A 23,953-nucleotide genomic window follows, 5' to 3' on the forward strand; every position below is an offset into this window, starting at 1 on the left:
TGCAAAAATGCAAACACTAATAGAGTCGAGCCTTAAATGGTTTTGTTGGTATGATCCTTGCATATGTTTTATGAGTGATCCGAACATGGAAGATATCGATAAGGAGGCGTCACAAGATGCAAGTGGAATTCAAAAACGAGGCGTTTACCAATTTTAGTCTGCCAGAAAATAAAAAGGCATTTGAAGAAGCTCTCGCTAAGGTAGAAAGTGAGCTTGGCCTTGAGTATCCGCTTATCATCGGCGGAGAACGCATCACAACTGAAAAGAAATCCAACTCCTTCAACCCTTCTAATAAAGAACAAGTAGTGGGCGTTGTTTCCCAGGCTGACCAAGCACTGGCTGAGAAAGCGATCCAAACAGCTGCTAGCACATTCGAAACATGGAAAAAGGTGCCTGCACAAGCACGTTCCCGCTATCTGTATAAAGCAGCAGCAATCATGCGTCGCCGTAAGCATGAGTTCTCTGCTTGGCTCGTAAAAGAAGCAGGAAAAAGCTGGGCAGAGGCTGACGCTGACACAGCAGAAGCAATCGACTTCATGGAATACTATGGCCGTCAAATGGATAAGCTGTCCCAGCGCCATGATCTGCCTCGTATCCCTGATGAAGACAACGAATTGTACTACGTTCCACTCGGTGTAGGTATCGTTATCCCGCCTTGGAACTTCCCTCTTGCGATCATGGTTGGTATGACGACAGCAGCTCTCGTAGCGGGTAACACTGTCGTATTGAAGCCTGCTTCTACCACTCCAGTAATCGCTGCGAAATTCATGGAGATTCTCGAAGACGCTGGCGTACCAGCTGGTGTTGTAAACTTCGTACCAGGTTCCGGTAGCCAAATCGGAGATTACCTCGTAGAGCACAACCTGACTCGTTTCATCAGCTTCACAGGTTCCCGTGACGTAGGTCTTCGTATCAATGAACTGGCTGCGAAACATCGTCCAGGTCAAAAATGGATGAAGCGTCTGGTTGCTGAAATGGGCGGTAAAGACTCCATCGTTGTTGATAACGACTGCGATATCGAGTTGGCTGCACAGTCCATCGTGGCTTCTGCATTCGGTTTCTCCGGTCAAAAATGTTCCGCGTGCTCCCGTGCTATCGTTCACCAAGACGTGTACGACCAAGTACTTGGCCGCGTAGTAGAGCTGACCAAACAACTGACTGTGGGTGACATCAGAACCAACGATTTCTACACAGGTCCTGTGGTTGACGAGAAAGCATACAACAAAATCCTCGAGTACATCGAGATTGGTAAAACAGAAGGCAAACTGGTTGCAGGTGGCGAAAAAGGTCCAGAATCCGGCTACTTCATCATGCCAACTGTCTTTGCAGATGTAGATCCACAAGCTCGTATCATGCAAGAAGAGATCTTTGGCCCAGTGGTAGCATTCTGCAAAGCCAACGATTTCGATCATGCAATGGAAATTGCGAACAACACTGAGTACGGCTTGACTGGCGCTGTCATCAGCCGCAACCGTGAGAACCTGGAGCGCGCTCGCGAAGAGTTCCACGTAGGTAACCTGTACTTCAACCGCAAGTGCACAGGCGCTTTGGTAGGTGTACATCCATTCGGAGGCTTCAACATGTCCGGTACAGACTCCAAAGCGGGTGGACCAGACTACCTCCTGCTCTTCACACAAGCAAAAATGGTTTCCGAAAAACTGTAAGCTACACAATAAAAAAGCTGCCTCTTTTACAGGGGTGGCTTTTTTGTTCCTATTTTGTCCACACTAAAGACAAAATGATGGGCAAAGCAGGTGAGGGTAGCTGTTTACTTATATCGTGTCAGGACTCTCCTCGTTTTTTGTTGTGTATTTGTTGATGCCGGCAGCAAATTGGCTGGCTTGGAAAACAAAGCTGCTGGATATGCCAAAGGGGAGAAAGGGACATAGCAGGCCGATCCCATTATCTGGTGGTTTGGCGATGTTTGTCGGTCTCTTGTTGGTGTCAACTTTTTTTGCAGGGGCGCAAAAAACCGTTGCAGTTTTGGCAGTTGGAGGGGCCGTGTTGGTGGCCATTGGATGGATAGACGACACGTACAAGTCGCAGAAAAAAGAATTTCCGGCACTGCCGAAACTAATGGTGCAGTTACTGGTAGCAATGATGACATTCCTCATGGATATTCGCTTTCGGGGAATCAATTTGATGTGGCTGGGGGGAGAGGAAGGGACGTACATTTCATTTCCAATCCTTGTTTCCCTGCTGATGACCGTGCTGTGGATCGTCGGCTTGATCAATATGGTGAATTTTTTGGATGGAGTCGACGGGCTTGCTGCTGGTGCTACCGCGATCTCAGCAGTGACCTTGTTCTTTTTGTCGATGCTCAAAGGTCAAGAATTAACAGCATTATTGGCAGTTGCACTGGCAGGTGCTGCACTCGCTTTTCTACGCTTCAATTTCTATCCGGCGAAAATTTTTATGGGTGATGCGGGATCGATGTTTTTGGGATTCGCTCTCGGCGTGATCTCGTTGGAAGGAACAATGAAAGGGGCTACGATCATTTCATTAGTCGTGACTGTCCTGGCAGTAGGCTTGCCCGTCGTAGACACCGTGCAGGTCATCATCAGTAGGCTTTTGGCAGGCTCCCCCATGTACCAAGCGGATCGCCGACATGTTCATCATCGGCTCATGTCCCGGGGGTTGTCAACGAAGCAGACGGTCATCATTTTGTATATGGTGAGCTTGCTGTTCTCCGTCATGGCAGTGTTTTTGTTTTACAGTCAATAATCAAATGGGGTCAAAGAAAAAGAAACGATTACGCCCTGTCTTTTTGGCCTGATAAAGTGCTTTGTCTGCATTGCTCAATAGTTGTTCAGCTTCGCTTGCAGATGCCGGATAGAGGGCAATGCCTATGCTTGTCGAAAACGGTATAGTCCGGTCCTCGATCACCCACGGCTCTTGCGTCGCCAGCAGGATACGATTCGCAATTTTTTCAACCTGACGTTCAGAGTGAATGCCGGTCAGGACGATGACAAACTCGTCTCCACCCAGACGTGCGACGATATCGCCATCTCGAACAGATGACTTGAGGCGTGTAGCGAGCATTTGCAAAAACAAATCGCCTGTGTCGTGACCCCATGTATCGTTGATTTCTTTAAAGCGGTCACAGTCCAAATAGAGGGCAGCGACCATCTCCTCTTTTGATTGGGCAGCACGTAGAGCTTGCTGGAGCTTTTCGGAGAGGAGGCGCCTGTTCGGCAATCCCGTAAGCACATCATGATACGCCATGTAGGCCAGCTGTGACTCCAGGTTTGTGCGCTCAGTAACATCGCGGGTAATGGAAAAGACATGCGTGCATACACCATTGCTATCGTAGACAGGAGAAAGAATAGATTCGCCAATGATGTCGCCATTTGCAGTAAAATGGATCGGACTCCCGCTTTTTACTGCTTGTGTGTACATGTGCTGTAATAAGCTGGCTTTTTCATGAGGATACACGTCGTCAAACGTTTTTCCGTAAGCTTCCTCGCTCAATAGGGCGACGTGCATAGCGGATGGATTCATCAAAACATAGCGAAACAGATACTCCCCGTCCGCATCTTGTTCGACAGCCATGAGAAAGAACATGTCCGACATATGATCGAATAGACTGGTTAGGATATCACCATGCTGACTGATAAGTGTAGTAATATCGAATTTCTTCACCATAACCGATATCTCCTGATAAGTGGCTTCTAAGAATGATTATAGTATAGCAAGACTGCCGAAGAAAATGATGAACCTCTGGTAATAGTGCGGGGTTTACTGGCTGTTAGCAGAAGTGGTAAAGTAAGGGTATTGTTGTTTTACGAAGGAGCATATTTTCTTATGGGCAAAAAGCTGCTCCCAGGTCTCATCCATCGCTTGCCACAAAACGCGATGTCACGGACTATGGGCAAAATTACCGCTACTCCCTTTAGTCGATTAGCCATTCAACGATACATAAAGCACTATCAAATTGATACGTCGATCATAGAAAAGCCGGCGTCAGAATACCGTACGCTGAAGGAGTTCTTCTCCCGACGCCTGAAGCCCGCAGCCAGACCGATTGCACCTGGCCCAGATACCATCGTCAGCCCGGTAGATGGAACCGTTTCGCAGCTGGGGGATATTTGCGAAGGTACCTTGATTCAAGCAAAGGGAAAAGATTTCAGTGTGAGTGAGCTGTTGGGCGGTTCGGAGGAAGAGGCCAAGCGTTACTACGGTGGTAAATTTATCACCATTTATTTGAGTCCAAGGGATTACCACCGGATTCATATGCCAGTAACGGGCGATTTGAGCAGTTACTGCTATTTGCCTGGCAGACTCTATCCCGTCAACAAGCTCGGGATTGAAAACGTAGACCGTTTGTTTGCTCGCAATGAACGCTTGGTAACTCACATCAAAACAGATAGCTTGGGCGATATGGCTTTGGTAAAAGTAGGAGCCTTGTTTGTAGGCAGCGTGAAGGTCTGCTACAACACAGCTACGACGAACATCAAGCACGGTCGCCAAACCCACGAGAAGATTGCTGGGACACCTCGTTATGAAAAAGGCTCAGAGCTGGGCTGGTTCGAATTTGGATCCACCGTCATTTTGCTGTTGGAGTCCAACGAGCTCGAATGGGCAACAGGCGTTGAAAAAGGGAAGTCTCTCCTGATGGGGCAGGCGCTCGCGACAAAGAAGGCGGAATAACGTACGAGAAGAAGAGTTCACAGTCCAGGGCAAATGCCTTGGACTTTTTTTCTTAGTTTTCTAATAGATGTAGCTGCGGTGGGGAGAAGAATATTTCCAGTCTAGGCTCAGTGCTCCGTCCCTCTGAGGGATGGGACTGTCCGCTCCGAAGGGATTCGCGGGGAAACGCAAAAGTGGTAGCCGCTACGTCGTATGGGCACGGTTGCGTTTCTTTTGCCCGCGAATCCCTTCTCCGCTCGGTAGGACTCCACAAGTCGCTACGTCTGGAAATATTCTTCTCTGGCGTAACTTCTTACATTCTTCAATCTTTTAAGTCGTGAACTGGAAAGCTCGTAGAGGAAACAGGAGAAAACAGCGAAGATCTTAGGGACACCGCCCGAGGCGCAATGAAAAAAGAGAAACAAGCCCTTAGCGTCCACCTCTGAGATCCCCCTTGAAAGGACGACTTTGGACGCGGGTTTCGCTTTTTTTCATGGAGCCGGGCAGTCAATCCCCAGCGGGTGGCCCTAGAAGCTGAGCGTTTTCTCCTGTTTCCTCCCCAGCACTACAGCAACAGCTCAAGCTCTCTAAATATGTAGCTGCGGTGGGGAGAAGAATATTTCCAGTCTAGGCTCAGTGCTCCGTCCCGCTGAGGGATGGGACTGGCCGCTCCGAAGGAATTCGCGGGGAAACGCAAAAGTGGTAGCCGCTACGTCGCATGGGCACGGTTGCGTTTCTTTTGCCCGCGAATCCCTTCTCCGCTTGGTAGGACTCCACAAGTCGCTACGTCTGGAAATATTCTTCTCTGGCGTAACTACTCACATTCTTTCATCTTTATAAAGCATTAAAAATAAAGCTTTAAAAAATCGAATTACAAGGAAAGCTCGTAGAGGAAACAGGAGAAAACAGCGAAGATCTTAGGGACACCGCCCGAGGCGCAATGAAAAAAAGAGAAACAAGCCCTTAGCGTTCACCTCTGAGATACCCCTTGAATAGACGACTTTGGACGCGTGTTTCGCTTTTTTTCATGGAGCCGGGCAGTCAATCCCCCAGCGGGTGGACCTAGAAGCTAAGCGTTTTCTCCTGTTTCCTCCCCAGCACTACAGCAAGACAAAGTCTTTCTTGGCGAATAATCGATCAATATTTTTTTGCCGAAAACATTATTTGTTTTTCCTGACGAAATCCTCGTGAAAATTGACTGAACCCGCTCTTTTCAAGTAAGATCAAAGTTATGTGATACGATTCGGAGGTGGAAAGAATGAGTGCCATTACTCGCAAAGAAGTGGAACACGTAGCTAATTTGGCCCGTTTGCAGCTCACTGAGGAAGAAGCGGAGCGGTACACAAAAGACCTGAATGCCATTCTCGATTTTGCAGCCAAGCTGAATGAGCTCGATACATCCAATATTGAGCCAACCAGCCATGCGACAGACGTGAAAAACGTCATGCGCGAAGACGTAAACAGACCGTCCCTGCCGCGTGAGGACGTGCTGAAAAACGCACCGGATCACGAAGACGGACAGTTTAAAGTACCGGCTGTATTCGAATAACCTACTGGATAACGAGAAGGGAGGAACCCACTGTGTCGCTGTTTGACAAGCGATTGTCTGAGATACATAGCGCTCTGCGCGCAAAAGAGATTTCGGTAACGGATCTGGTGCAGGCTTCCATCGCTAGCATCAAGGAGCATGACGGAGAAATCAAATCCGTCCTGCATGTAGATGAAGAGGGAGCCTTGGCTCATGCCCGTCAATTGGACGAGCGTCTGGTTAAGGGAAATGAGGAGCTGGGTCTTCTCTACGGCTTGCCAGCCGGACTGAAAGACAACCTGGTTACAAAAGACATTCGCACGACTTGCGCGAGTAAATTTTTGGCGAACTACGATCCTGTCCATGACGGGACGGTTTCCAAAAAGGTGAAGGATGCCGACTCGGTTATCGTTGCGAAGCTGAACATGGACGAGTTTGCGATGGGCGGCTCCAACGAAAATTCCGGCTTTTTCCCAGCGAAAAACCCGTGGAACACCGACTACGTTCCGGGGGGCTCTTCTGGTGGCTCAGCGGCGGCAATGGCTGCACGTCATTTTTACTACACACTTGGCTCTGATACAGGTGGCTCCATCCGTCAGCCAGCTGCTTTTTGTGGCGTTGTCGGCTTGAAGCCTACATATGGACGCGTCTCCCGTTTCGGGCTGGTTGCGTTTGCGTCCTCGCTGGATCAAATCGGGCCTGTGACGAAAAACGTTGAGGATTCCGCCTATGTGCTGCAAGCGATTGCGGGACATGATGAATACGACTCTACCTCTGCCAATGTGGACGTACCGAATTACTTGTCCGCATTGACTGGAGATGTAAAAGGTCTGCGTATCGGGGTACCGAAAGAGTTGATCGGAGAAGGGATTGACCCTGAGGTTCGCGATGCTGTTTTGGCAGCATTGAAGCAGCTGGAGAGCATGGGTGCTACATGGAGCGAGGTTTCCATGCCGCACACGGAATATGCAGTGCCAGCTTACTACCTCTTGTCTTCTTCTGAAGCTTCGTCCAACCTGGCTCGTTTTGACGGCGTTCGATATGGTGTGCGTGCAGACAATGCGGCTAACCTGATCGAGCTGTACAAGGAATCCCGCAGCCAAGGTTTTGGCTCAGAAGTGAAGCGTCGCATCATGCTCGGAACCTACGCGCTCTCGTCTGGTTATTACGATGCTTACTACAAAAAGGCGCAGCAGGTGCGTACCCTGATCATCCAGGACTTCAACAGCATTTTTGCTGACTACGATGTCATCCTGCACCCAACGACGCCTTCTACGGCTTTCAAAGTAGGCGAAAACGTAGATGATCCGGTGAAAATGTATCTGGAGGATATTTGTACCGTTCCTGTAAACCTGGCTGGTTTGCCAGCTATCAGTGTGCCGTGCGGATTCTCCAAAAACGGTTTGCCAATCGGTTTGCAGATCGTAGGTCGTGCATTTGACGAATCCACCGTATTGCGCGTAGCCCATGCGTATGAGCAAACCGCAGGCTTCTACGGACGCAAACCGGAATGGGTGAGGGGGTAAGAGCATGAGCAAATACGAAACCGTCATCGGCTTGGAGGTTCACGCCGAGCTATCGACCAACAGTAAAATCTTTTGCGGCTGCCCGACTGAGTTTGGTGCACCGCCGAATACACATACATGCCCGATCTGCTTGGGACATCCAGGTGTACTGCCTGTAACGAACAAGCAAGCGGTAGAGTTCGCGATGAAAGCAGCTCTCGCCCTCAACTGCGAGATTTCCCGCGAGACCAAGTTCGACCGCAAGAACTACTTTTATCCGGATTCCCCAAAAGCGTACCAAATCTCGCAGTTTGACCAGCCGATCGGCTACAATGGCTGGATCGACATCGAAGTAAACGGTGAGACGAAGCGCATTGGGATCACTCGTCTGCATCTGGAAGAGGATGCGGGCAAGCTGACGCACAGTGATTTTGGCGGAGAATCTCTCGTAGACTTCAACCGCGTCGGGGTACCGCTCGTCGAGATCGTTTCCGAGCCAGACATCCGCACACCGGAGGAAGCTCGTGCGTATTTGGAAAAGCTGAAAGCGATCATCCAGTACACCGAAGTATCTGACGTTCGCATGGAACAAGGCTCCCTGCGCTGCGACGCCAACGTATCGATTCGTCCGTATGGTCAAGAAGAATTCGGAACCAAGGCCGAGCTGAAAAACATGAACTCCTTCCGCAACGTGCAAATGGGCTTGGAGTACGAGGTACTACGTCAAACAGAGGTAGTTTCTTCCGGTGGCAAGGTCGTTCAGGAAACGCGACGTTGGGATGAAGCGAACAAGAAGACGTTGACGATGCGTTCCAAAGAGGAAGCGCACGACTATCGTTACTTCCCAGACCCGGATCTGGTTCGCATGCAGATTTCCGAGGAGTGGATTGAAGCGGTTCGCGCAACCATTCCAGAGCTGCCAGATGCTCGTCAGGCACGCTATGTGAACGAGTTTGGTTTGTCTAAGGATGATGCAGGAGTCATTACGATCTCCAAGGAGACGGCTGATTTCTTTGATGAGACTGTGAAAACAGGAGCAGAGCCGAAGTCAGTAGCAAACTGGCTGATGGTTGACCTGTTGGCACACCTCAACGCCAACAATCTGGTGTTTGCTGATGTGAAAATGACACCAAAAGGCTTGGGTGAGATGATCAAGCTGATCGAGGACGGAACCATTTCCTCCAAAATCGCCAAAACCGTCTTCAAAGAGATGGTGGAGACCGGCAAAGAGCCGAAGCAGATCGTCGAAGAAAAAGGACTCGTCCAAATCAGCGATGAAGGCGCTCTGCGTCAAGTCGTCGTCGATGCGGTCAATTCCAACCCACAAGCCGTGGCAGACTTCAAGTCCGGAAACGAAAAAGCAGCTGCTTTCTTCGTTGGACAGGTCATGAAGCAAACCAAAGGGAAGGCAAACCCGGGAATGGTTAACAAGTTGATTCAGGAAGTATTGAACAGCCTGTAGGGCAAAACATACGACAGCACTTTCTCTGTAAGGGGAGGGTGCTGTTTTTTTGTGTTTTGATCTATGCTAAATAGTGGGAAAAAAGTAAGATAGAATGCATAGCTATCATCATAATTGATTAGGAGAAATGTTCATGACACAAAAATGGAAAAGTGCGACGGCTGCTTTTGCAGTGACAACCATGCTGTTGGGAATAGGTTCCCAGGCTTTTGCTGCAAGTCCGGAAATGATTTTGAAAAATGCTGAAAACCCATCCAAAGAACAAGTCAAGCTGCCTGCTCGTGCGGTAGAGATTGTCGCTGCACTGGAGAAGCTGGAGCCTGCTTTAAAAGCTCTGACGCTCCGAGAGGTCGTTATTTCTGATTACGATGAAAATCAAGTGGATTTGTATATAAGCCATCCTGACGATACCGAAATGAGTGCATATCTGCTTTTTGATCGCCAGAGCGGTGAATTACTTGGTTACGAGGCTTCCCCATTCATTTGGGAAGAGAATGAAAAAGTAACGGACGAAGCAATCGTGCAAAAAGCTGAGAAAGCTGTGCAAGAGTTGTTCGGAGAAAAGAAGCGAAAAATGACAGATGCGCCTCAATTGTCGAAAACGGTATACGATGAAGAAGAGTTGTTTATATACCCGAATGTGTACTTTCCGATTCTGCTAAATGGTCTGGAAATAGACGAAGCGCGCTACGGTATCGAGGTGGAAATGGATTCAGGCGGGCATTTGTTGGGCCTATCTTTTCAACCGCTAGATTTGACGGGGATACAGGTGGCTGATCCGAAAAAAGCTGTTACAAAAGAAGAGATTCGGAAGCAAATATTTACGCCCGAACGCCTTCGTTATGGCTATGTATGGGAAGGAACAGATGGGAAACCCGGTATCGAATATACCATGAGAACGGCGCCTGTATTTGATGCATTGACGGGAAAGCAGATCGAAATGGAATGGGGAGCAGATGAAGGGGATGGAAAACTCCATACATCTGATATCAAGGACATTTCCTTGAAACCCCAAGGGAAACCATTCATTGCAAAAGACGCAACCGATCAGCAGATTTTAGAGAATTTGTTTGAGGTTGATACCAAGAAGCTGTATACAACCTATCGAAAAGACGAACAGCAGGGTGAAATCACTTATGACTGGTCGAACCCTATCGATTTTAATCGGGCCTCTATTATGGTGAACAAAGTGACTGGCGATATCGGTGGATACGTAAATTTGGCACATATCGAAAATCTCTCAGTGCCTCTAACAAAAGAGCAATCCTTGCAAAAGGCGATTACGTTCCTTGAGCCTCATGCTAAAAAAGCCGAGTGGCAAGTCGAAATGTATGAGGAAATCAAGAAAGAGGACAAGAAATCCGTCGAGCAGTATGGCTTTTTATTTTTCGAAAAACAAAATGGGATACCGCTCATGGAATATTCCTACGGAGTAGCAATTGATCCAAATAAGGGACAAGTCGTTGAATTCGTGGCATCAGTTCCAGCAGAGGATCGTAAATATCCTGTGCTCAAACCATCTGTAACAGCCCAACAGGCAGCAGATATTGTTTCCAAACAGGTACCGGTCAAGTTGACCTATATCTGGCCGAGGTCAGGAGAGAAGAATGCACCCATTCTCGTTTACAAACTCGATACCAGCAAAGGCTGGCCAACTGTAGATGCTGTAAACGGATCGTTTAAATGGGGAGAGTACGAGGATTAAGAAAGAAGGAGGAGATTTTATGAAACGAAATGGAAAACGCACAGCAATCGCATTGACAATAGCAATGATGTTGCCAGGAACAAGTGGAACAGCCCTGGCTGCAAGTCCTGAAATCCATCCTAGCCACATTGCAATTGTTACAAAAAGCGAGGAAAAGCTCCCAGAGCGGGCCACTCAGATCGTAGCTGCTTTAGAAAAACTGGAGCCTGCATTGAAAACGTTGACGAAACGAACGATTGTGAAAAGTGAGATGGATGAAAATCTGTTAAACCTCAATCTGGAAAGTCCCGAATCCAATGACATGAGTGCCATTGTTGTCTTTGACAGAAAAACAGGTGAGTTGATCATGTACAGCGCCAGTTTGCATATTTGGAAGCAAGGGGAAATTGCGACAGACGAGATTATTTTGCAACGGGCAGAAAAAGCAGTGCTCGAGTTATTAGGGGCAGACAAAAGAAAACAAGCAGGCTCGCCTACATTATCCAAAGCTGTTAACAAGGAAGACCCTGAAGATTTAACTGATAACTCCAGAATATACCGCTCCGTTTATTATCCAGTTGAACTAAATGGGCTGGAGATATTGGGGAATAGGATGGGCATATATGTGTCGACGGATTATGCTGGTCATATCTTGGGTGTATCCAGTGAGCTACTTGATTTGAAAGAGACCAAGGTCCCAGATCCGAAAACGGCACTGACACCAGAAGCTGTCAAAAAGCAGTTTTTCACTCCTGATCGTCTTGAATTGGGCTATGTGCTGGAAGGGAAAGATGCCAAGCCGGGCATGCAATACTTATGGATGAATAACGCTTACATCGATGCCGTGACAGGAAAGCAGATTGACTTCACTCATGGAACTGAATTAGCCGGGAATGGAAAAAGAAATCCTGACAACCTGAAGAATATTACGCTATCGCCAAAAGGAGAGCCGCTTATTGTCAAAAGCAGGGCAGATGGAGAAAAAGTCGTCGCGGGCTTGTTTGACGTGGATACGAAGGTGATGTTCACAGAATACTACACAGGAGAAGTTGATGGTGAGATCATATATTCCTGGAGCGATGAGTTTGGGTATGGAGACGTGTCCATTTCGGTGGATGCTTCTACGGGAGCGGTCACTAGTGCGGATATTTTTATGGAAACAAAAAGCTTGCCTGTTCCCTTATCGAAAGAAGAAGCCTTGAAAAAAGCAATTTCCTTCATCGAGCCATATGCCGCTAAATCCTCTACTGAATGGCAGGTTGAGATATTTGATCCATATAAACAGCCGAAATTGGCTGATTGGATGATCGCCTTGAATGAAGGAGAGGGTGAAGAGGAGGAGGACACAGGAACAGGAACGTATACCTTCATTTTTTATGAATTGCACGATGGGTTGCCTGTGTTCGACCGTTACTATTGGATGAAGGTTGATATAGAGAGTGGACAAGTATTTAGTTTCATTGTGAATTTGCCGGAAAAAGAGGGTACTCTTCCCATCCTGAAGCCATCCGTAACGCAGCAACAAGCTGCTGAAATCGTAGCCAAAAATCTCCCTGTAAAGCTGTCCTACTTCTGGCCAACCTACAAAGGCAAACAAGCTCCTTTTCTCACCCTTGTCTATACGGTTGACAAGAGCAAGAGCTGGCCTTACGTAGATGCTGTAAAAGGCACACTTGAATGGGGCGAATACGAGGAATAATTCGAACGAAAAAGAACGCAGCTTTTCTGACTGCGTTCTTTTTTCTATCCCTTTTATGTGGATGCCTGATTTGCAGTGAGTCCCGCCTGTATTTGTTCCAGTACCGATACGGCAGCACGTTCATTTCGCTCAATCGCCTGCAACAACGCAATAGCCTGCTTGCCCTTCTCCGCATCATTCGGCTCGCCCCCAGCCGGGAATGGGAAGAGCTTGCTTAACGTGTCAAAGCCATCGGCAATCGCCCCGTACAAGCCAGCTGCTTCTTTCATCAGCGGACGAACCTCATCAAATACAGAATCTGTCCACGTATCGGCGATTTCGGTCCAGAAAAGAGAGGCGTAGCGACGTGCATCCCCGTTCACCACGGTCGTATACGCGTTGCCATTTGGCTCTACCGTTCCCTTTTCATAGGCCTCCTGCCAAGCAGCATAGGCGGCTAGACCATTGACACAGCTCGGGTCCTGCGGCTCTTCTCCACGATAATGAACGAGTGAAGATTGGAGAGCATTTGCGAGCATAGTACGTTGATCGATCGGAATCGCACGGTCGATGGCAAGGACAAATAACTCCTCGACGATACCCCGCCCCAAGTTTTCATAGGGAATGGTACTGTCGTTTCGGCAGTTGTCCCCTGCGTAAAACACTCTTTTTTCATCATCATAGCCGTAGATCAATCCGAACTCCGGCATGAACAGATCCCAAGCAAGCACAGGATGCCCTTTGTCGATGGAGCGGTGAACCAGCTCCAATGCTTCTGGCAAGAGGACAGACAGCTGGCGCTTCTGGCGTGCTTCCTGACTGAGTAGCGAAGGTTCTACTTGATTGGCATTCATGCTTGGTTCGCAGGAAAGGTGATAAGAGGTGACGGCACGAGATTCAAAGCCCATGTTTTTCAAACCCTGCTGCAAGACTCGCTGGAAGTGAAACATCGTCGGGCCAGCAATATGAATATTTTCAGGAACGATCGTCAAGCGAAAGGCATGGCCGCTCAGGCCAAGTATCATCGGCAAAGACATTTTTCGTTCGGTCGATTCTACCATTCCGTATAGTGCCGCTGCGCAAGTAACCCAAGTAGGCATCGTGAATGCTTCTGGTTTATTCAATACTGCTTGTTTCATACTCCCCGCAACCTTTCTCGTCTTCATGTATTGATCAACAACGACACGAGTTTTTTCCTGAATCAGTTTTTTGCGAGAACGCGATAGCACTTGGTAGACATTCGCCTGGGACATCTGGAACATGTGGGCGATCTCATGAGGGGCCAAATGATCAAAAAAATGAGATTCCACAATGCGTCTCTCCCGAGGATTGAGGCAGTACAGCAGGCTCCTGATCGTCTCAAACAGCTCACGCCGCACCATGACCTCTTCGGGATTGGTGTTCTGCGCAGAGTGTGACCAAGACCGTCCCAGCCTGTGCAGAATACTGTCGAGGTCCTCCCAGTCAGTCGGTTCCTGCTCATGCGTTTGTTTGCCCATACTCGAGAAGACTGTTTCCCTTTTTTGCGGCCCCTTCGAAAGCCGTGTGTACGCCTGATTGCGCACAATCCGATGTAGCCAAGGAAGGAAACGTCGGCTGTCCACAAGCGTTCCCAGGTGCAAAAAAGCGCGAATGAGAGCATCCTGAACGATGTCTTCGGCGAGAAAGGCTTCTTGTGTGTACGACCGAGCATAGCCGTATACTTTGGAGCGATGACGCCTGACCAGCTCGCTAAACGCCTCCTGATCTCCGGCTTTTGCCTGCTCTACCAGAGTCTCGTCTTCTATCTGGGGGTGTTCCTCATGAGTCTTGGGCCTGATTATCAAGTGATCCATCGCAAAAACTCCTCGTGATTTGTTGATTTACTGTGTAGACTTCGGGTTCACGGATTTTCTGACACGGGATGCGAAAAAATTTCGGAGTTTTTTAAATCGTTCTGTCTAGTGTATCAGACAAATAAAGGCAGTGGTTTTTCCAATGGCAGATGACAAAGCAATTTGTAACAATTTCCACTCTCCCCTATAATGAACGTACAGGAAGAAAAAGGAGGATGGGAGTACATGAAGCTCATTTCTGTTGCAGGAGAAAGCGTGGCACCTGGAAAGGGTGGTTCACCGTCTGATACATTTGATCGTTCCATTGCTACGTGGCAAGAAAACGGTCAAGAAAAAACAATAACAGTCACCTACGTACGTTATTTTGGCAAAGTGCTCGCTGAACGGGGCATTTACGATCAAGAGGCAGAAGGTGTTCCTGTCAGCCATTTGGTAGCGACGCTGTTTTTAGAAAAGCACCCTGAGGCAAAAGAAACTCGTCATTATATTAACGATACGGAGGCTTTCGTCGCGCTGTTTGAAGGCTTTTCCCTGACCAAGTGGAAAGAGCGTTATCCTCTGTAGGATACGAGAGTTACCGTTTTTAAAGTCGAAAGATTCTGATTCGCCTAAGACACATACGGGTAACTTTTGAAAGGGCATGCTAAGGGCAACCAATTATTGGAGGGAATTAGCATGTTTTCTATTTGGTTGCCACTGGTGATGACGTCTTCTGCACTTGTGTTTGGTGCAATACCTTCGCATGTCCCTGCGACTATGATTTCCTCTGCGGCGTGGATGGTTGCTGTGCAGGAGTTTGACGCGTTTTTGCAGGACTGGAAAAAAGGGCAGACGCTTGCGAACCTGCGTCACCCGCTTTTTGACCTCACGGGAGTGTCAGCGGTGTCAGGAATGATGGAGATCATCCGTTTTTCGGGAGAGGCCCACGGGCAAAAGGGAGAAATCACTCTTTCGTTTTACACACTGGAAGGCGACAAGGTCTTTTCGCCCCCAGGCTCCGTGTCTGTCGCGCGAGTCGATGAGAAGCGGCGGGAATTTCAGGTCACTGGCGCCATCCCCCGGGTTTTGCGCGGGCGGACGGGTGTCGTACAGGTGACGTTTGCAGGAGAAAAGCGGGCGTCGTACTTACTGAAGGTACGATTCTAGTGAAAATACGGGAGAGGAGGGGCTGCTGTTGATTGAGGTCAAGGATGTTAGCAAGCGATTTAAGGAAATCGCAGCGGTCCAGCATGTATCGTTTCGGGTCGAGGCAGGCGAGGTTTACGGACTTCTCGGCGAAAACGGTGCGGGTAAGACAACGACGATGCGCATGATGGCGACGGTTTTGAGCCCGACCGAGGGAGATATCGAGATTAGCGGGTTTTCCGTTCGGCAGCAACCGCTTGAAGTGCGCCGCAGAATCGGCATTTTGTTCGGGGGAGATGTGGGTCTCTACAGCCGTTTGACAGCGCGGGAAAATATCGCGTATTTTGGTCGTCTATACGGTTTGGAGCAAGCGAGGCTTGAGGAGCGGATTGGGAGTCTGAGCCGGATGCTTGAGATGGACGCTTTTTTAGACAGGCGAGTGGGTGCCTTTTCTCGGGGAATGAAGCAAAAGGTAGCGATTGCCCGGACGCTCGTTCACGATCCCGATGTCATTTTGTTGGATGAACCGACGACAGGACTGGATGTAACGGCTGCCACAATCTTTCGAAGAATGGTCGGAAAGCTGCAAGAAGAGGGGAAGACGATTCTGTTTTCCAGTCACAACATGGGCGAGATTAACAAGCTGTGCAAAAGAGTTGCGCTCATGCACAAGGGCAAGCTGCGGTTCGCTGGGGGCTTGGATGCTTTACGTGAGGAGTTTGGGACAAAGGATCTGGACGACATTTTCATGGCTGTCGTGGAAGGGAGCGAGGGCTGATGGGCTGGCATGTCGTTTGGACCGTATTGAAAAAAGAGCTGATGGACTTGTTTCGCGATCGCAAGGCGTGGATGGGGACGCTCCTGGTGCCATTGCTCGTCATTCCGTTCGTCTTCTTTTTACTGGGGACGTCGTATAGCAATGTAGAAAAAGAAGCGAGGGAGTACATCCCGTTAGCCGTTCAAGGATCATCTTCGTTGATTACTGTTTTGCAAAAGAATCCTGCCGTTCAAATCCTGGAGCCGTCCGATCCGAAACAAGCACTGCAAGCAGGTCAGCTGCGCGCTATTTTGACGATTCCGGCTGGCTTCGATGAAGAGATCGCGGCGGGAAAAACAGCACAGTTATCGGTTGCTTATGACTCGACCAATCAAAAATCTGTCTATGCCCGTACGCTGATCGAGCAGACAGTAGAGGCTTACAGCAAGGAAGTCGTAGCGAAAAGGTTGAACCAAGCTGGCTTGTCTGAGCAGACGATTCAGCCGATTGTCTCCACCTTTCAAAATACAGCCTCTGAGGAAAGGAAGTCAGGAGGGATGCTGGCTGGCATTATTCCGTTGATGTTGGTAGTCTCACTCGCATCCGCAGGAATGGCCGCAGCGAATGATCTCGTCGCTGGTGAGAAAGAGCGGGGAACGCTCGAATCGCTGTTGACGGCGCCGATTGCAGCCCAGCACATCCTCACGGCAAAGCTGTTGGCTGTCATGACGATGAGTACCATGGGGGCAGTAGCATCGCTAATTTCTGTCACCTTGGCCATGCGTCTGGGACCGATGGCGACGGAAGGAGAGCATTTTACACTCGCGTTCTTCTCGCCTGTCACTTTGTTGGTGCTGATCGTGACTATTTTGTTGTTGGCGGCGCTTTTTGCAGGGTTGGAGCTAGTTTTGAGTACGATTGCCAAGTCTTTTAAAGAAGGACAGACGTACATGAGTGCTGTCCTGTTTTTGGCGATGGTTCCCTCGTACATGCTGATGCCAGTCAGTCCGGTCGACATCCCTGCACATTATTACGTGATGCCTGTGTTCAACGGCGTCGCATTGTCCAAGGAAGTGTTTTACGGCAAGGTCGACCCGATGCATGCGCTTCTGGGGATTGGCTCCCTGCTTGTCTATGTCGTTTTTACTATTTTTCTCGCGTCGCGCATATTCCGCAGAGAAGGAGCGGGGTTAAAGCACTGAACACGGAAATGAACCTGTCCTGTTGCTTCTTTTGTCGCTGTCATTTCGAGAAAGCTGGTGAAATGTTGTGAATCCGCGGTATGTCGGTGTGTTATATATTTTCGGATCGGCGGCTGGCTTTGGCGTCATGTCTATTTTTGCTGTGTACGCCTACGAAGCGGGTGTGTCAGTTTCTACGCTCTTGTTTTTGCGGTTTTTATTGGCGACTGCCCTGTTTTTTGGTTTGTTGCTCTGGCGCAAGGAGTCACTTCGCTTGGACAAAAGACAGGTGCTCGCGATGTTTTGTCTCGGCGGGATTTTGTACACGCTGCAATCCCTTAGCTTTTTCTCGGCGGTACAGTACATCCCGACCTCAATGGCTGCCTTGCTGCTGTATACATTTCCGGTGTTTGTTGCCATATTGAGCTACTTCGTCGAGAAAGAGCGGCTGACGAAAAAGACTGTCATCGCCATGCTGATTACACTTGTCGGACTTGGACTGGTGCTCGGCTTGTCATTTGGCGGGATTCAGCCGATTGGCGTATCGTTGGCTCTTGCTGCGGCGCTGTTTTATTCCGTTTATATTGTGGTGGGGAATCGGGTGGTAAAAGGTGTTTCGTCCTATGTAACATCTGCGTACATCGCCCTGTTTGCTACCATTTCTACCTTTTTCATTGCGCTAAAAGACGGAGGGGTCGATCTGACTTTTGCGGTGCAAGGGTGGTGGGCGCTTTTGGGGATCGTCGTTTTTTCCACGGTAGTCGCCATCAGTTTTTTCTTCCGCGGCTTGCAACTGATCGGGTCAACCAAAGCGTCCGTGCTAAGCACGCTGGAGCCTGTTGTCACGTTTGGGTTTTCGGCGTTGTTGTTTGGCGAATCGTTTAGCTTGCTTCAATTGTTGGGGGGATGTGCAGTGCTTGTCGGTGCTGCGCTGATTGTTTCGGGGAAAGGCGGGGAGCCAGAGCTGGCACCCAGGCAGGCTTCTTCATAAAGCTATACCAAAAAGACGCTCTTGCTGTGAGGCTTCACGTGCAGGAGCGTCTATTCATTTTATGTGACCCGATCAGGATTCGTGCAGCTGTGAGCGGATTAACCAGCCCGCACCGTACACACCCGCATCATTGCCGAGTTTGGCCGGAACGACCTCTGTGGACTCGACGACATAGCTGAATGGAACGAAGCGTTTGAATGATTCGCGGATTCGGGAAAAGAGGAAGTCACCTGCTGCAGCCACGCCTCCACCGATCATAAACTTCGCCGGATTGAGAACATTCGCCAAATGAGAGAGCGCGAGACCGAGATAGAGCGCCACTTGATCGATAATCGCGAGAGCTGCTGTGTCTCCTGCTACGGCTGCCTCGAGGACATCCTTGGCGGCAATTTTTCCTTTGGCGGCTAGTACAGCGGCAAGCGCCGGGCTTGATCCATTGGTAGCCGCAAAGTGCCCTTCACGAATGATGGCAGTCGCCGACGTATATGTTTCGAGACAACCTGTTTTGCCGCAATTGCAAGGGGCGCCGCTATCTGGAGTCATCGTGATGTGACCGATTTCGCCGCCCACACCATTGATGCCATGGATGACCTTTCCATTCAAAATGACGCCTCCACCTACACCAGTGCCGAGTGTAATGAGAACGAGGTCTTGTGCACCTTGGCCTGCACCTTGCCACATTTCCCCGAGGGCTGCGACATTGGCATCGTTGTCTACCGCGACTGGCAGACCTGTAAGGGCTTCCAATTTTTCCTTCAATAAAACGGGTTGGCGCCAGTGAAGATTCACCGCTTGGAAGACGATTCCCTTCTTGCCATCGACGGGTCCGGGTACGCCTACACCGATTCCGCAGACTTGTGAAAGAGAATAGGCATGCTGCGTAAGAAGATCATGAGACATGTCTACGATTTTTTGCAAAATGCCATCCTCGCCGTCCGCAACTGGCGTCGGTTCTTGCATTTTTGTAACCAGCTCGCCGTCTGGCGTAATCAAAGCCATCTTGATTGCAGTGCCACCCACATCTACTCCCACGATGATCTTCTTCACAAGCGTCTCCCCTATCCCTTGTTTTCCATCTTTTTCTATCTTATCACGCTATATGGAGCATAGCGATTCCCAAAAATGGCTATACAGGATATGATGGAAGAGAGTACCCCCGTGAGCGAGGGAAGGAAGAAGGGATCTGCCTTGAAACGAGCCAGATTAATCTACAATCCAAGCTCCGGCCGGGAGATCGTGCGTCGGCGATTGCCGGAAATCCTCGATTTAATGGAGTCGGCCGGATATGAAACTTCATGCTATGCGACCAAAGGGGAAGATGATGCGACAGAAGAAGCTGCTCGTGCAGTAGCTCGCGGTTTTGACGTCATCCTGGCCGCTGGTGGAGATGGAACCATATATGAAGTAGTCAATGGGATGGCAGAGCATAAAGCACGCCCATCTCTTGGAATAATCCCCTGCGGAACGAGCAACGATTTTGCCCGGGCGGTCGGTATACCGAAATCGATCACGCGTGCAACAGAGATTGTCGCCAAGGGCAAGAAGAAACGCATTGACCTAGGACGAATTAATAACCGCTATTTTATGAATATCGCAGGTGGCGGCTCGCTGACGAATTTGACCTACGAGGTCCCAAGCAAGCTGAAAACGCTAATCGGCCAAATGGCGTATTACGTCAAAGGTTTGGAGAAGCTGCCGTCGCTGCACCCGATCCGTGTTCGTTTGGAGAGCCGCAGAGAGGTGCTGTTGGATGAAGAAATCATGGTGTTCCTCATCGCCAATAGCCGATCCGTAGGCGGCTTCGACAGGCTCGCCCCAGATGCGGACTTGTCAGACGGCAAGCTGGATGTCATCGTCGTGAAAAAGATGAATATTGCGGAGTTTATCCGTCTGGCGACACAGGCAGTTCGCGGCGAGCACTTAAAGGACCCGAACATCCTGTATTTCCAGGCAGATTATATCAAAGCCACCTCGCCGGGCGGAGAGAAGGTTCAGCTCAATCTGGACGGTGAGCTGGGCGGACAGCTGCCTTGCGTGGTGGAAGCATTGCCGGGGCATATCGAGTTGTTCGTCCCGTAAGAAGATAGTAAAATGAATAGCAATAGCCGTGGGGGATGCCGCTTTTCGCTGTGCATCCCTGCATGTTTCCAGGAGCGAAAACGAAAACCTATAGAGCAAGATAAAAGGAGCAATAGATAGTGGCGAAGACAACAAAGAAGCGGCGCGGTCCGCACCCGACAGCCAAAGTGGAGCTGGACGTCCCTGTACGTGTCGGACAAACCGTGGAAGTGGAGATAACCGGACTGAACCACGAAGGAGCAGGAGTCGGCCGGATTGAAGGATATACGCTGTTCGTGGATGGCGCACTTGCAGGAGAGCGAGTTCATGCGCGTGTCGATCATGTGAAGAAAAACTTCGGCTTTGCCAAGATGACAGAAGTAGTAGAAGCAAGTACCCATCGCTTCCAGCCGCCCTGCCCGCTGTACGACCGTTGCGGAGGCTGTTCGTTGCAGCATCTCGCATACGAGGAGCAGCTGCGACACAAGCAGCAAATCGTGCGGGACAACCTGCGGCGCATTGGCGGTTTCCAAGTTGAAGGGGAAGGGGCCATTACCGTACATCCAACACTCGGCATGAGCGATCCATGGCGCTACCGCAACAAAGCACAGGTACCAATCGGCGAGGAAAACGGGGCGTTGGTCGGCGGTTTTTACGCGGAGAAATCCCACTCGATCATCGACATGAACGAATGTCTCATCCAGCATCAGGTGAATGATGAAGCAGTGGCAGTCGTGAAGCAGTCGGCGACCAAGCTGAATATCACGGCCTATGACGAGGTGCGCCATTCAGGTTTGCTGCGTCATGTGGTTGTAAAGGTTGGCGTCAAGACGGGGGAAGTCATGGTCGTGCTCGTAACGACGGAGGAGCAGATTCCGCAACGAGATGAGCTGGTGGAAGCGATTCGTGCACAAGTCGCAGGCGTGACGAGTATCGTGCAGAACATCAACCCGGACAAGACCAATGTTATTTTTGGCAAAAAGACCGTGACGCTATGGGGCAGCGATGTGATTTACGATTATATCGGCCCGATCAAGTTTGCCATTTCGGCGCGTTCGTTTTATCAGGTGAATCCTGCTCAGACCGAGGTACTGTACAACAAGACGTTGGAGTACGCGGGTGCGACTGGTACGGAGACGGTGATTGATGCGTATTGCGGTATCGGGACGATTTCGCTGTTTTTGGCGCAGAAGTCCAAGCATGTGTATGGGGTAGAGATTGTGCCGGAAGCGATTGCGGATGCGAATCGGAATGCGCAGTTGAATGGCGTGGAGAATGCGACGTTTGAGGCAGGGCCTGCGGAGGTTGTCATTCCTGCTTGGAAAGAGAAGGGCATACGGGCGGATGTGATTGTCGTCGACCCGCCGCGCAAAGGCTGTGATGAGGCGTTGTTGACGACGATTTTGGAGATGCAGCCGGAGAGAGTGGTTTATGTTTCTTGTAATCCTTCTACGTTGGCGAGGGATTTGAAGGTGCTTTCTGAAAAGTACGAGGTGAAGGAAGTGCAGCCGGTGGATATGTTTCCGCATACGGGGCACGTTGAAAGCGTTGCGTTGTTGGTATATAAGGGTTTTTAGAGGATGAAATACTCAATTGGGGACGCAGTGGGGACGAAAAAACGGCACTTTGGATAATCCAGGTGTCGTTCTTTTTATGCGTTCGCCTTTCGATTTTTAAAGGGTATGATGTTATCGTATTTGTTAGCGGCTTCTTTATCAGCTGATTGTAGTGCGTGACCATATACGTTCATCGTTGTGGTAATACTAGCGTGCCCAAGACGTTCGGATATGATTTTGGCATGAACGCCTTGACTTATTAGCAAAGTAGCAGCCGTATGTCTAAGGTCGTGGAAACGGATATAGCGAAGGCCATGCTTTTTCAGGAATGATCGAAAGTGTAGATAAGGTGTTTCTGGATAGAAAGGTTTTCCGTCTGGGTTGCAAAACACAAAGAAGTGATTCCCACCTTTCCAGGCGTCCCCTATTTTATCTAATTGATCGTGTATGTGCTTCTTGTACTCTTTTAATTCCTCAACCATAGAGTCGGATAGCGAAAGTGTTCGCTTGGACTTTTCTGTTTTCGGTTCGGTAATGATAGGTTCGCCATTCTTGAACATAGAAATAGTCTGTTCAACTTTTAGTGTACCTTTGTCAAGGTTGATATGCTTCCATTCAAGACCTACAAGTTCACCACGTCGTAGCCCGGTCGTTATTGCTAGGGTAATCATAATACGCCAGTGGATTGGCTCATTTTCCAGTGCTTGAAATAGCGTATTAATTTCTTCTGTTTCGTAAACTTCTATTTCCTTATGCTTTACTTTTGGTTTTGTAACATCGTTAAACGGATTATCTTTTTTACTAATTAGTTTCATCTTTACGGCATAGGATATGACATTTTTTAATACTCGGTATAAATAGTACACTGTACCAGAAGAAAGGCGGCCCTCTTTTCCATCGTGACGCCGCCCTTCTTCACTTATGTCATGAAGGAAATTTTCGATATGGTACGTTGTTATTTGATCAAGACGCATATGCCCAAATACAGGTAGGATACGGTTTTTCAGAAATCGCAGGTAGATATCTAAAGTTCGCGGGCTAATTGTCTTTGATCCATGTTTCTTTCGCCACTCCTCTACAAAATCTTCGAATTTCATCTTCTCCGGTGATATATATTCTCCAACTTCTACCTCAGTTTGAAACTCTGCAAGTAGCTTTCTAGCCTCCCTTATCCCCTCAGCCTTCACAGTTTTCGTCTTCTTAATTCGCTTGCCGCTGGCGTCGTAACCCGCTTCTACAATTAGTCGGTAAGAGTTTTTTCCACGTTTCTCAATACTCGCCATTTATTGTGGCCTCCTTTGAAATGATGTTATTTGTAATCTGGAAACATAATCGCAAGCATGTCTAGTATGCGCTGCCGCTCCTTATCGGTTAGTGCTTTTTCTTTGTAGGTGATGAATGGGAAATTTAGAAAGTCAATTAAATCAAGAGGTGGGTTTTGTCCAAAGTCTTCTAATGCTTTTAATTCATGTTCAGCTTGTTCCAATTCATTTGTTGCTTTTTCGTATGCATCGTTTGCAGCCAAAAGATTATGGCTAGCTTTTTCATACTCCGAATACGTAGCCTTTATTTCGTCCATTGTTTTAGCTGTTTCCTCCAGTTCAGAAGGAAGAATTCCGGCTTGTTTCAACAATTGCGGATAACCCACACCTAATGGTTCGGCCATCTTTTTTAGTAATTCTGGGGACGGGATTCCTTTCTTGCCATTTTCAATTTGAGACAAATATGGGTTGGAATAACCAATTATTTCTCCTAGTTGTGAGAGGGTCAGTTCCTGGGCAGTTCTTAATGATTTCAGATATGAACCAAATTCAGCAGCGTTCAATAAAAACACTCTCCTTTCTTGCAGATATTATATACATACTTGCTAATAGCAAACAAGATAGAAATATTTACTTGCTAACAGCAAGAATAGAGTGTAAAGTTTGCTTATAGCAAGAGAAGCAAAAAAGAGGGGTGCCTAC

20 protein-coding genes are annotated in these 23,953 nt (G+C 48.9%); 15 read left to right on the forward strand and 5 right to left on the reverse strand.

What is annotated here, in order from left to right; all coding sequences use genetic code 11:
• Positions 1 to 116 precede the first annotated feature (116 nt).
• Both pruA and HP570_RS20230 read left to right on the forward strand, forming a co-directional pair.
• Positions 117 to 1,664 (forward strand): L-glutamate gamma-semialdehyde dehydrogenase, encoded by a 1,548-nt coding sequence (gene pruA / locus HP570_RS20225; protein WP_012684430.1) that lies wholly within the window; start codon positions 117 to 119, stop codon positions 1,662 to 1,664.
• Between the two features lie 154 nt (positions 1,665 to 1,818).
• On the forward strand, positions 1,819 to 2,724 hold the full coding sequence (locus HP570_RS20230; protein ID WP_253721218.1) for an MraY family glycosyltransferase: 906 nt from the start codon (positions 1,819 to 1,821) through the stop codon (positions 2,722 to 2,724).
• Here HP570_RS20230 and HP570_RS20235 read toward each other — a convergent pair whose 3' ends face one another.
• Positions 2,725 to 3,645: a diguanylate cyclase domain-containing protein gene (locus HP570_RS20235; RefSeq protein ID WP_173626906.1), complete on the reverse strand. Its 921-nt coding sequence runs from the start codon at positions 3,643 to 3,645 to the stop codon at positions 2,725 to 2,727.
• A 159-nt stretch (positions 3,646 to 3,804) separates the two neighbouring features.
• Here HP570_RS20235 and asd point away from each other — a divergent pair, with 159 nt between their 5' ends.
• The 6 genes from asd to HP570_RS20265 all read left to right on the forward strand — a co-directional run bounded on the left by asd (position 3,805) and on the right by HP570_RS20265 (position 12,507).
• The gene (asd, locus tag HP570_RS20240) at positions 3,805 to 4,650 is read left to right on the forward strand and encodes an archaetidylserine decarboxylase (RefSeq protein ID WP_016741205.1); all 846 of its coding nucleotides are present in this window, start codon (positions 3,805 to 3,807) and stop codon (positions 4,648 to 4,650) included.
• A gap of 1,237 nt (positions 4,651 to 5,887) precedes the next feature.
• The gene (gene gatC, locus HP570_RS20245; protein WP_007717539.1) at positions 5,888 to 6,178 is read left to right on the forward strand and encodes an Asp-tRNA(Asn)/Glu-tRNA(Gln) amidotransferase subunit GatC; all 291 of its coding nucleotides are present in this window, start codon (positions 5,888 to 5,890) and stop codon (positions 6,176 to 6,178) included.
• Between the two features lie 32 nt (positions 6,179 to 6,210).
• A complete protein-coding gene (gatA, locus tag HP570_RS20250; RefSeq protein ID WP_173626907.1) occupies positions 6,211 to 7,683 on the forward strand; it encodes an Asp-tRNA(Asn)/Glu-tRNA(Gln) amidotransferase subunit GatA in 1,473 nt (490 codons plus the stop codon).
• A 4-nt stretch (positions 7,684 to 7,687) separates the two neighbouring features.
• Entirely contained in the window at positions 7,688 to 9,124 is a 1,437-nt protein-coding gene (gene gatB / locus HP570_RS20255; protein ID WP_012684435.1) for an Asp-tRNA(Asn)/Glu-tRNA(Gln) amidotransferase subunit GatB, read from the forward strand.
• Positions 9,125 to 9,257: 133 nt separating this feature from the next.
• Positions 9,258 to 10,829 (forward strand): YcdB/YcdC domain-containing protein, encoded by a 1,572-nt coding sequence (locus HP570_RS20260; protein ID WP_173626908.1) that lies wholly within the window; start codon positions 9,258 to 9,260, stop codon positions 10,827 to 10,829.
• A 19-nt stretch (positions 10,830 to 10,848) separates the two neighbouring features.
• On the forward strand, positions 10,849 to 12,507 hold the full coding sequence (locus tag HP570_RS20265) for a YcdB/YcdC domain-containing protein (protein WP_173626909.1): 1,659 nt from the start codon (positions 10,849 to 10,851) through the stop codon (positions 12,505 to 12,507).
• A gap of 53 nt (positions 12,508 to 12,560) precedes the next feature.
• Here the strand turns inward: HP570_RS20265 and HP570_RS20270 are convergent, their stop codons facing one another.
• Entirely contained in the window at positions 12,561 to 14,321 is a 1,761-nt protein-coding gene (locus HP570_RS20270; protein WP_064202952.1) for an RNA polymerase sigma factor, read from the reverse strand.
• 225 nt (positions 14,322 to 14,546) lie between these two features.
• Between HP570_RS20270 and HP570_RS20275 the strand changes: the two genes are divergently transcribed.
• The 5 genes from HP570_RS20275 to HP570_RS29965 all read left to right on the forward strand — a co-directional run bounded on the left by HP570_RS20275 (position 14,547) and on the right by HP570_RS29965 (position 18,375).
• On the forward strand, positions 14,547 to 14,885 hold the full coding sequence (locus tag HP570_RS20275) for a hypothetical protein (protein ID WP_173626910.1): 339 nt from the start codon (positions 14,547 to 14,549) through the stop codon (positions 14,883 to 14,885).
• 111 nt (positions 14,886 to 14,996) lie between these two features.
• Positions 14,997 to 15,467, forward strand: coding sequence for a hypothetical protein (locus HP570_RS20280; protein WP_064202953.1), 471 nt, complete (start codon positions 14,997 to 14,999; stop codon positions 15,465 to 15,467).
• Between the two features lie 28 nt (positions 15,468 to 15,495).
• Positions 15,496 to 16,224: an ABC transporter ATP-binding protein gene (locus HP570_RS20285; protein WP_064202954.1), complete on the forward strand. Its 729-nt coding sequence runs from the start codon at positions 15,496 to 15,498 to the stop codon at positions 16,222 to 16,224.
• The gene (locus HP570_RS20290; RefSeq protein WP_173626911.1) at positions 16,224 to 17,405 is read left to right on the forward strand and encodes an ABC transporter permease; all 1,182 of its coding nucleotides are present in this window, start codon (positions 16,224 to 16,226) and stop codon (positions 17,403 to 17,405) included. The genes HP570_RS20285 and HP570_RS20290 overlap by 1 nt, the downstream gene beginning before the upstream one ends.
• A 67-nt stretch (positions 17,406 to 17,472) precedes the next feature.
• Positions 17,473 to 18,375, forward strand: coding sequence for a DMT family transporter (locus tag HP570_RS29965; protein ID WP_173626912.1), 903 nt, complete (start codon positions 17,473 to 17,475; stop codon positions 18,373 to 18,375).
• A gap of 72 nt (positions 18,376 to 18,447) precedes the next feature.
• Here HP570_RS29965 and HP570_RS20300 read toward each other — a convergent pair whose 3' ends face one another.
• Positions 18,448 to 19,422 (reverse strand): ROK family glucokinase, encoded by a 975-nt coding sequence (locus tag HP570_RS20300; protein ID WP_173626913.1) that lies wholly within the window; start codon positions 19,420 to 19,422, stop codon positions 18,448 to 18,450.
• Positions 19,423 to 19,563: 141 nt separating this feature from the next.
• Between HP570_RS20300 and HP570_RS20305 the strand changes: the two genes are divergently transcribed.
• Positions 19,564 to 20,454 (forward strand): diacylglycerol kinase, encoded by an 891-nt coding sequence (locus tag HP570_RS20305; protein ID WP_173626914.1) that lies wholly within the window; start codon positions 19,564 to 19,566, stop codon positions 20,452 to 20,454.
• 119 nt (positions 20,455 to 20,573) lie between these two features.
• On the forward strand, positions 20,574 to 22,010 hold the full coding sequence (rlmD, locus tag HP570_RS20310; RefSeq protein WP_173626915.1) for a 23S rRNA (uracil(1939)-C(5))-methyltransferase RlmD: 1,437 nt from the start codon (positions 20,574 to 20,576) through the stop codon (positions 22,008 to 22,010).
• A 74-nt stretch (positions 22,011 to 22,084) separates the two neighbouring features.
• Here rlmD and HP570_RS20315 read toward each other — a convergent pair whose 3' ends face one another.
• Both HP570_RS20315 and HP570_RS20320 read right to left on the reverse strand, forming a co-directional pair.
• Entirely contained in the window at positions 22,085 to 23,272 is a 1,188-nt protein-coding gene (locus HP570_RS20315; RefSeq protein WP_173626916.1) for a tyrosine-type recombinase/integrase, read from the reverse strand.
• A gap of 26 nt (positions 23,273 to 23,298) precedes the next feature.
• Positions 23,299 to 23,814 (reverse strand): helix-turn-helix domain-containing protein, encoded by a 516-nt coding sequence (locus tag HP570_RS20320; RefSeq protein WP_173626917.1) that lies wholly within the window; start codon positions 23,812 to 23,814, stop codon positions 23,299 to 23,301.
• Positions 23,815 to 23,953: the final 139 nt, after the last annotated feature.

It is taken from the genome of Brevibacillus sp. RS1.1 (genome assembly GCF_013284365.1).
In the GTDB taxonomy this organism is placed as follows: Bacteria; Bacillota; Bacilli; order Brevibacillales; family Brevibacillaceae; genus Brevibacillus; species Brevibacillus brevis_D.

What these genes read in the sequence shown, in the direction of transcription:
- pruA (WP_012684430.1), top strand. Translation starts at nt 117, where the DNA reads ATGCAAGTGGAATTCAAAAACGAGGCGTTTACCAATTTTAGTCTGCCA.
- HP570_RS20260 (WP_173626908.1), top strand. Translation starts at nt 9,258, where the DNA reads ATGACACAAAAATGGAAAAGTGCGACGGCTGCTTTTGCAGTGACAACC.
- HP570_RS20230 (WP_253721218.1), top strand. Translation starts at nt 1,819, where the DNA reads ATGCCGGCAGCAAATTGGCTGGCTTGGAAAACAAAGCTGCTGGATATG.
- HP570_RS20265 (WP_173626909.1), top strand. Translation starts at nt 10,849, where the DNA reads ATGAAACGAAATGGAAAACGCACAGCAATCGCATTGACAATAGCAATG.
- HP570_RS20270 (WP_064202952.1), bottom strand. Translation starts at nt 14,321, where the DNA reads ATGGATCACTTGATAATCAGGCCCAAGACTCATGAGGAACACCCCCAG.
- HP570_RS20275 (WP_173626910.1), top strand. Translation starts at nt 14,547, where the DNA reads ATGAAGCTCATTTCTGTTGCAGGAGAAAGCGTGGCACCTGGAAAGGGT.
- HP570_RS20235 (WP_173626906.1), bottom strand. Translation starts at nt 3,645, where the DNA reads ATGGTGAAGAAATTCGATATTACTACACTTATCAGTCAGCATGGTGAT.
- asd (WP_016741205.1), top strand. Translation starts at nt 3,805, where the DNA reads ATGGGCAAAAAGCTGCTCCCAGGTCTCATCCATCGCTTGCCACAAAAC.
- HP570_RS20315 (WP_173626916.1), bottom strand. Translation starts at nt 23,272, where the DNA reads ATGGCGAGTATTGAGAAACGTGGAAAAAACTCTTACCGACTAATTGTA.
- gatB (WP_012684435.1), top strand. Translation starts at nt 7,688, where the DNA reads ATGAGCAAATACGAAACCGTCATCGGCTTGGAGGTTCACGCCGAGCTA.
- HP570_RS20280 (WP_064202953.1), top strand. Translation starts at nt 14,997, where the DNA reads ATGTTTTCTATTTGGTTGCCACTGGTGATGACGTCTTCTGCACTTGTG.
- HP570_RS20290 (WP_173626911.1), top strand. Translation starts at nt 16,224, where the DNA reads ATGGGCTGGCATGTCGTTTGGACCGTATTGAAAAAAGAGCTGATGGAC.
- gatC (WP_007717539.1), top strand. Translation starts at nt 5,888, where the DNA reads ATGAGTGCCATTACTCGCAAAGAAGTGGAACACGTAGCTAATTTGGCC.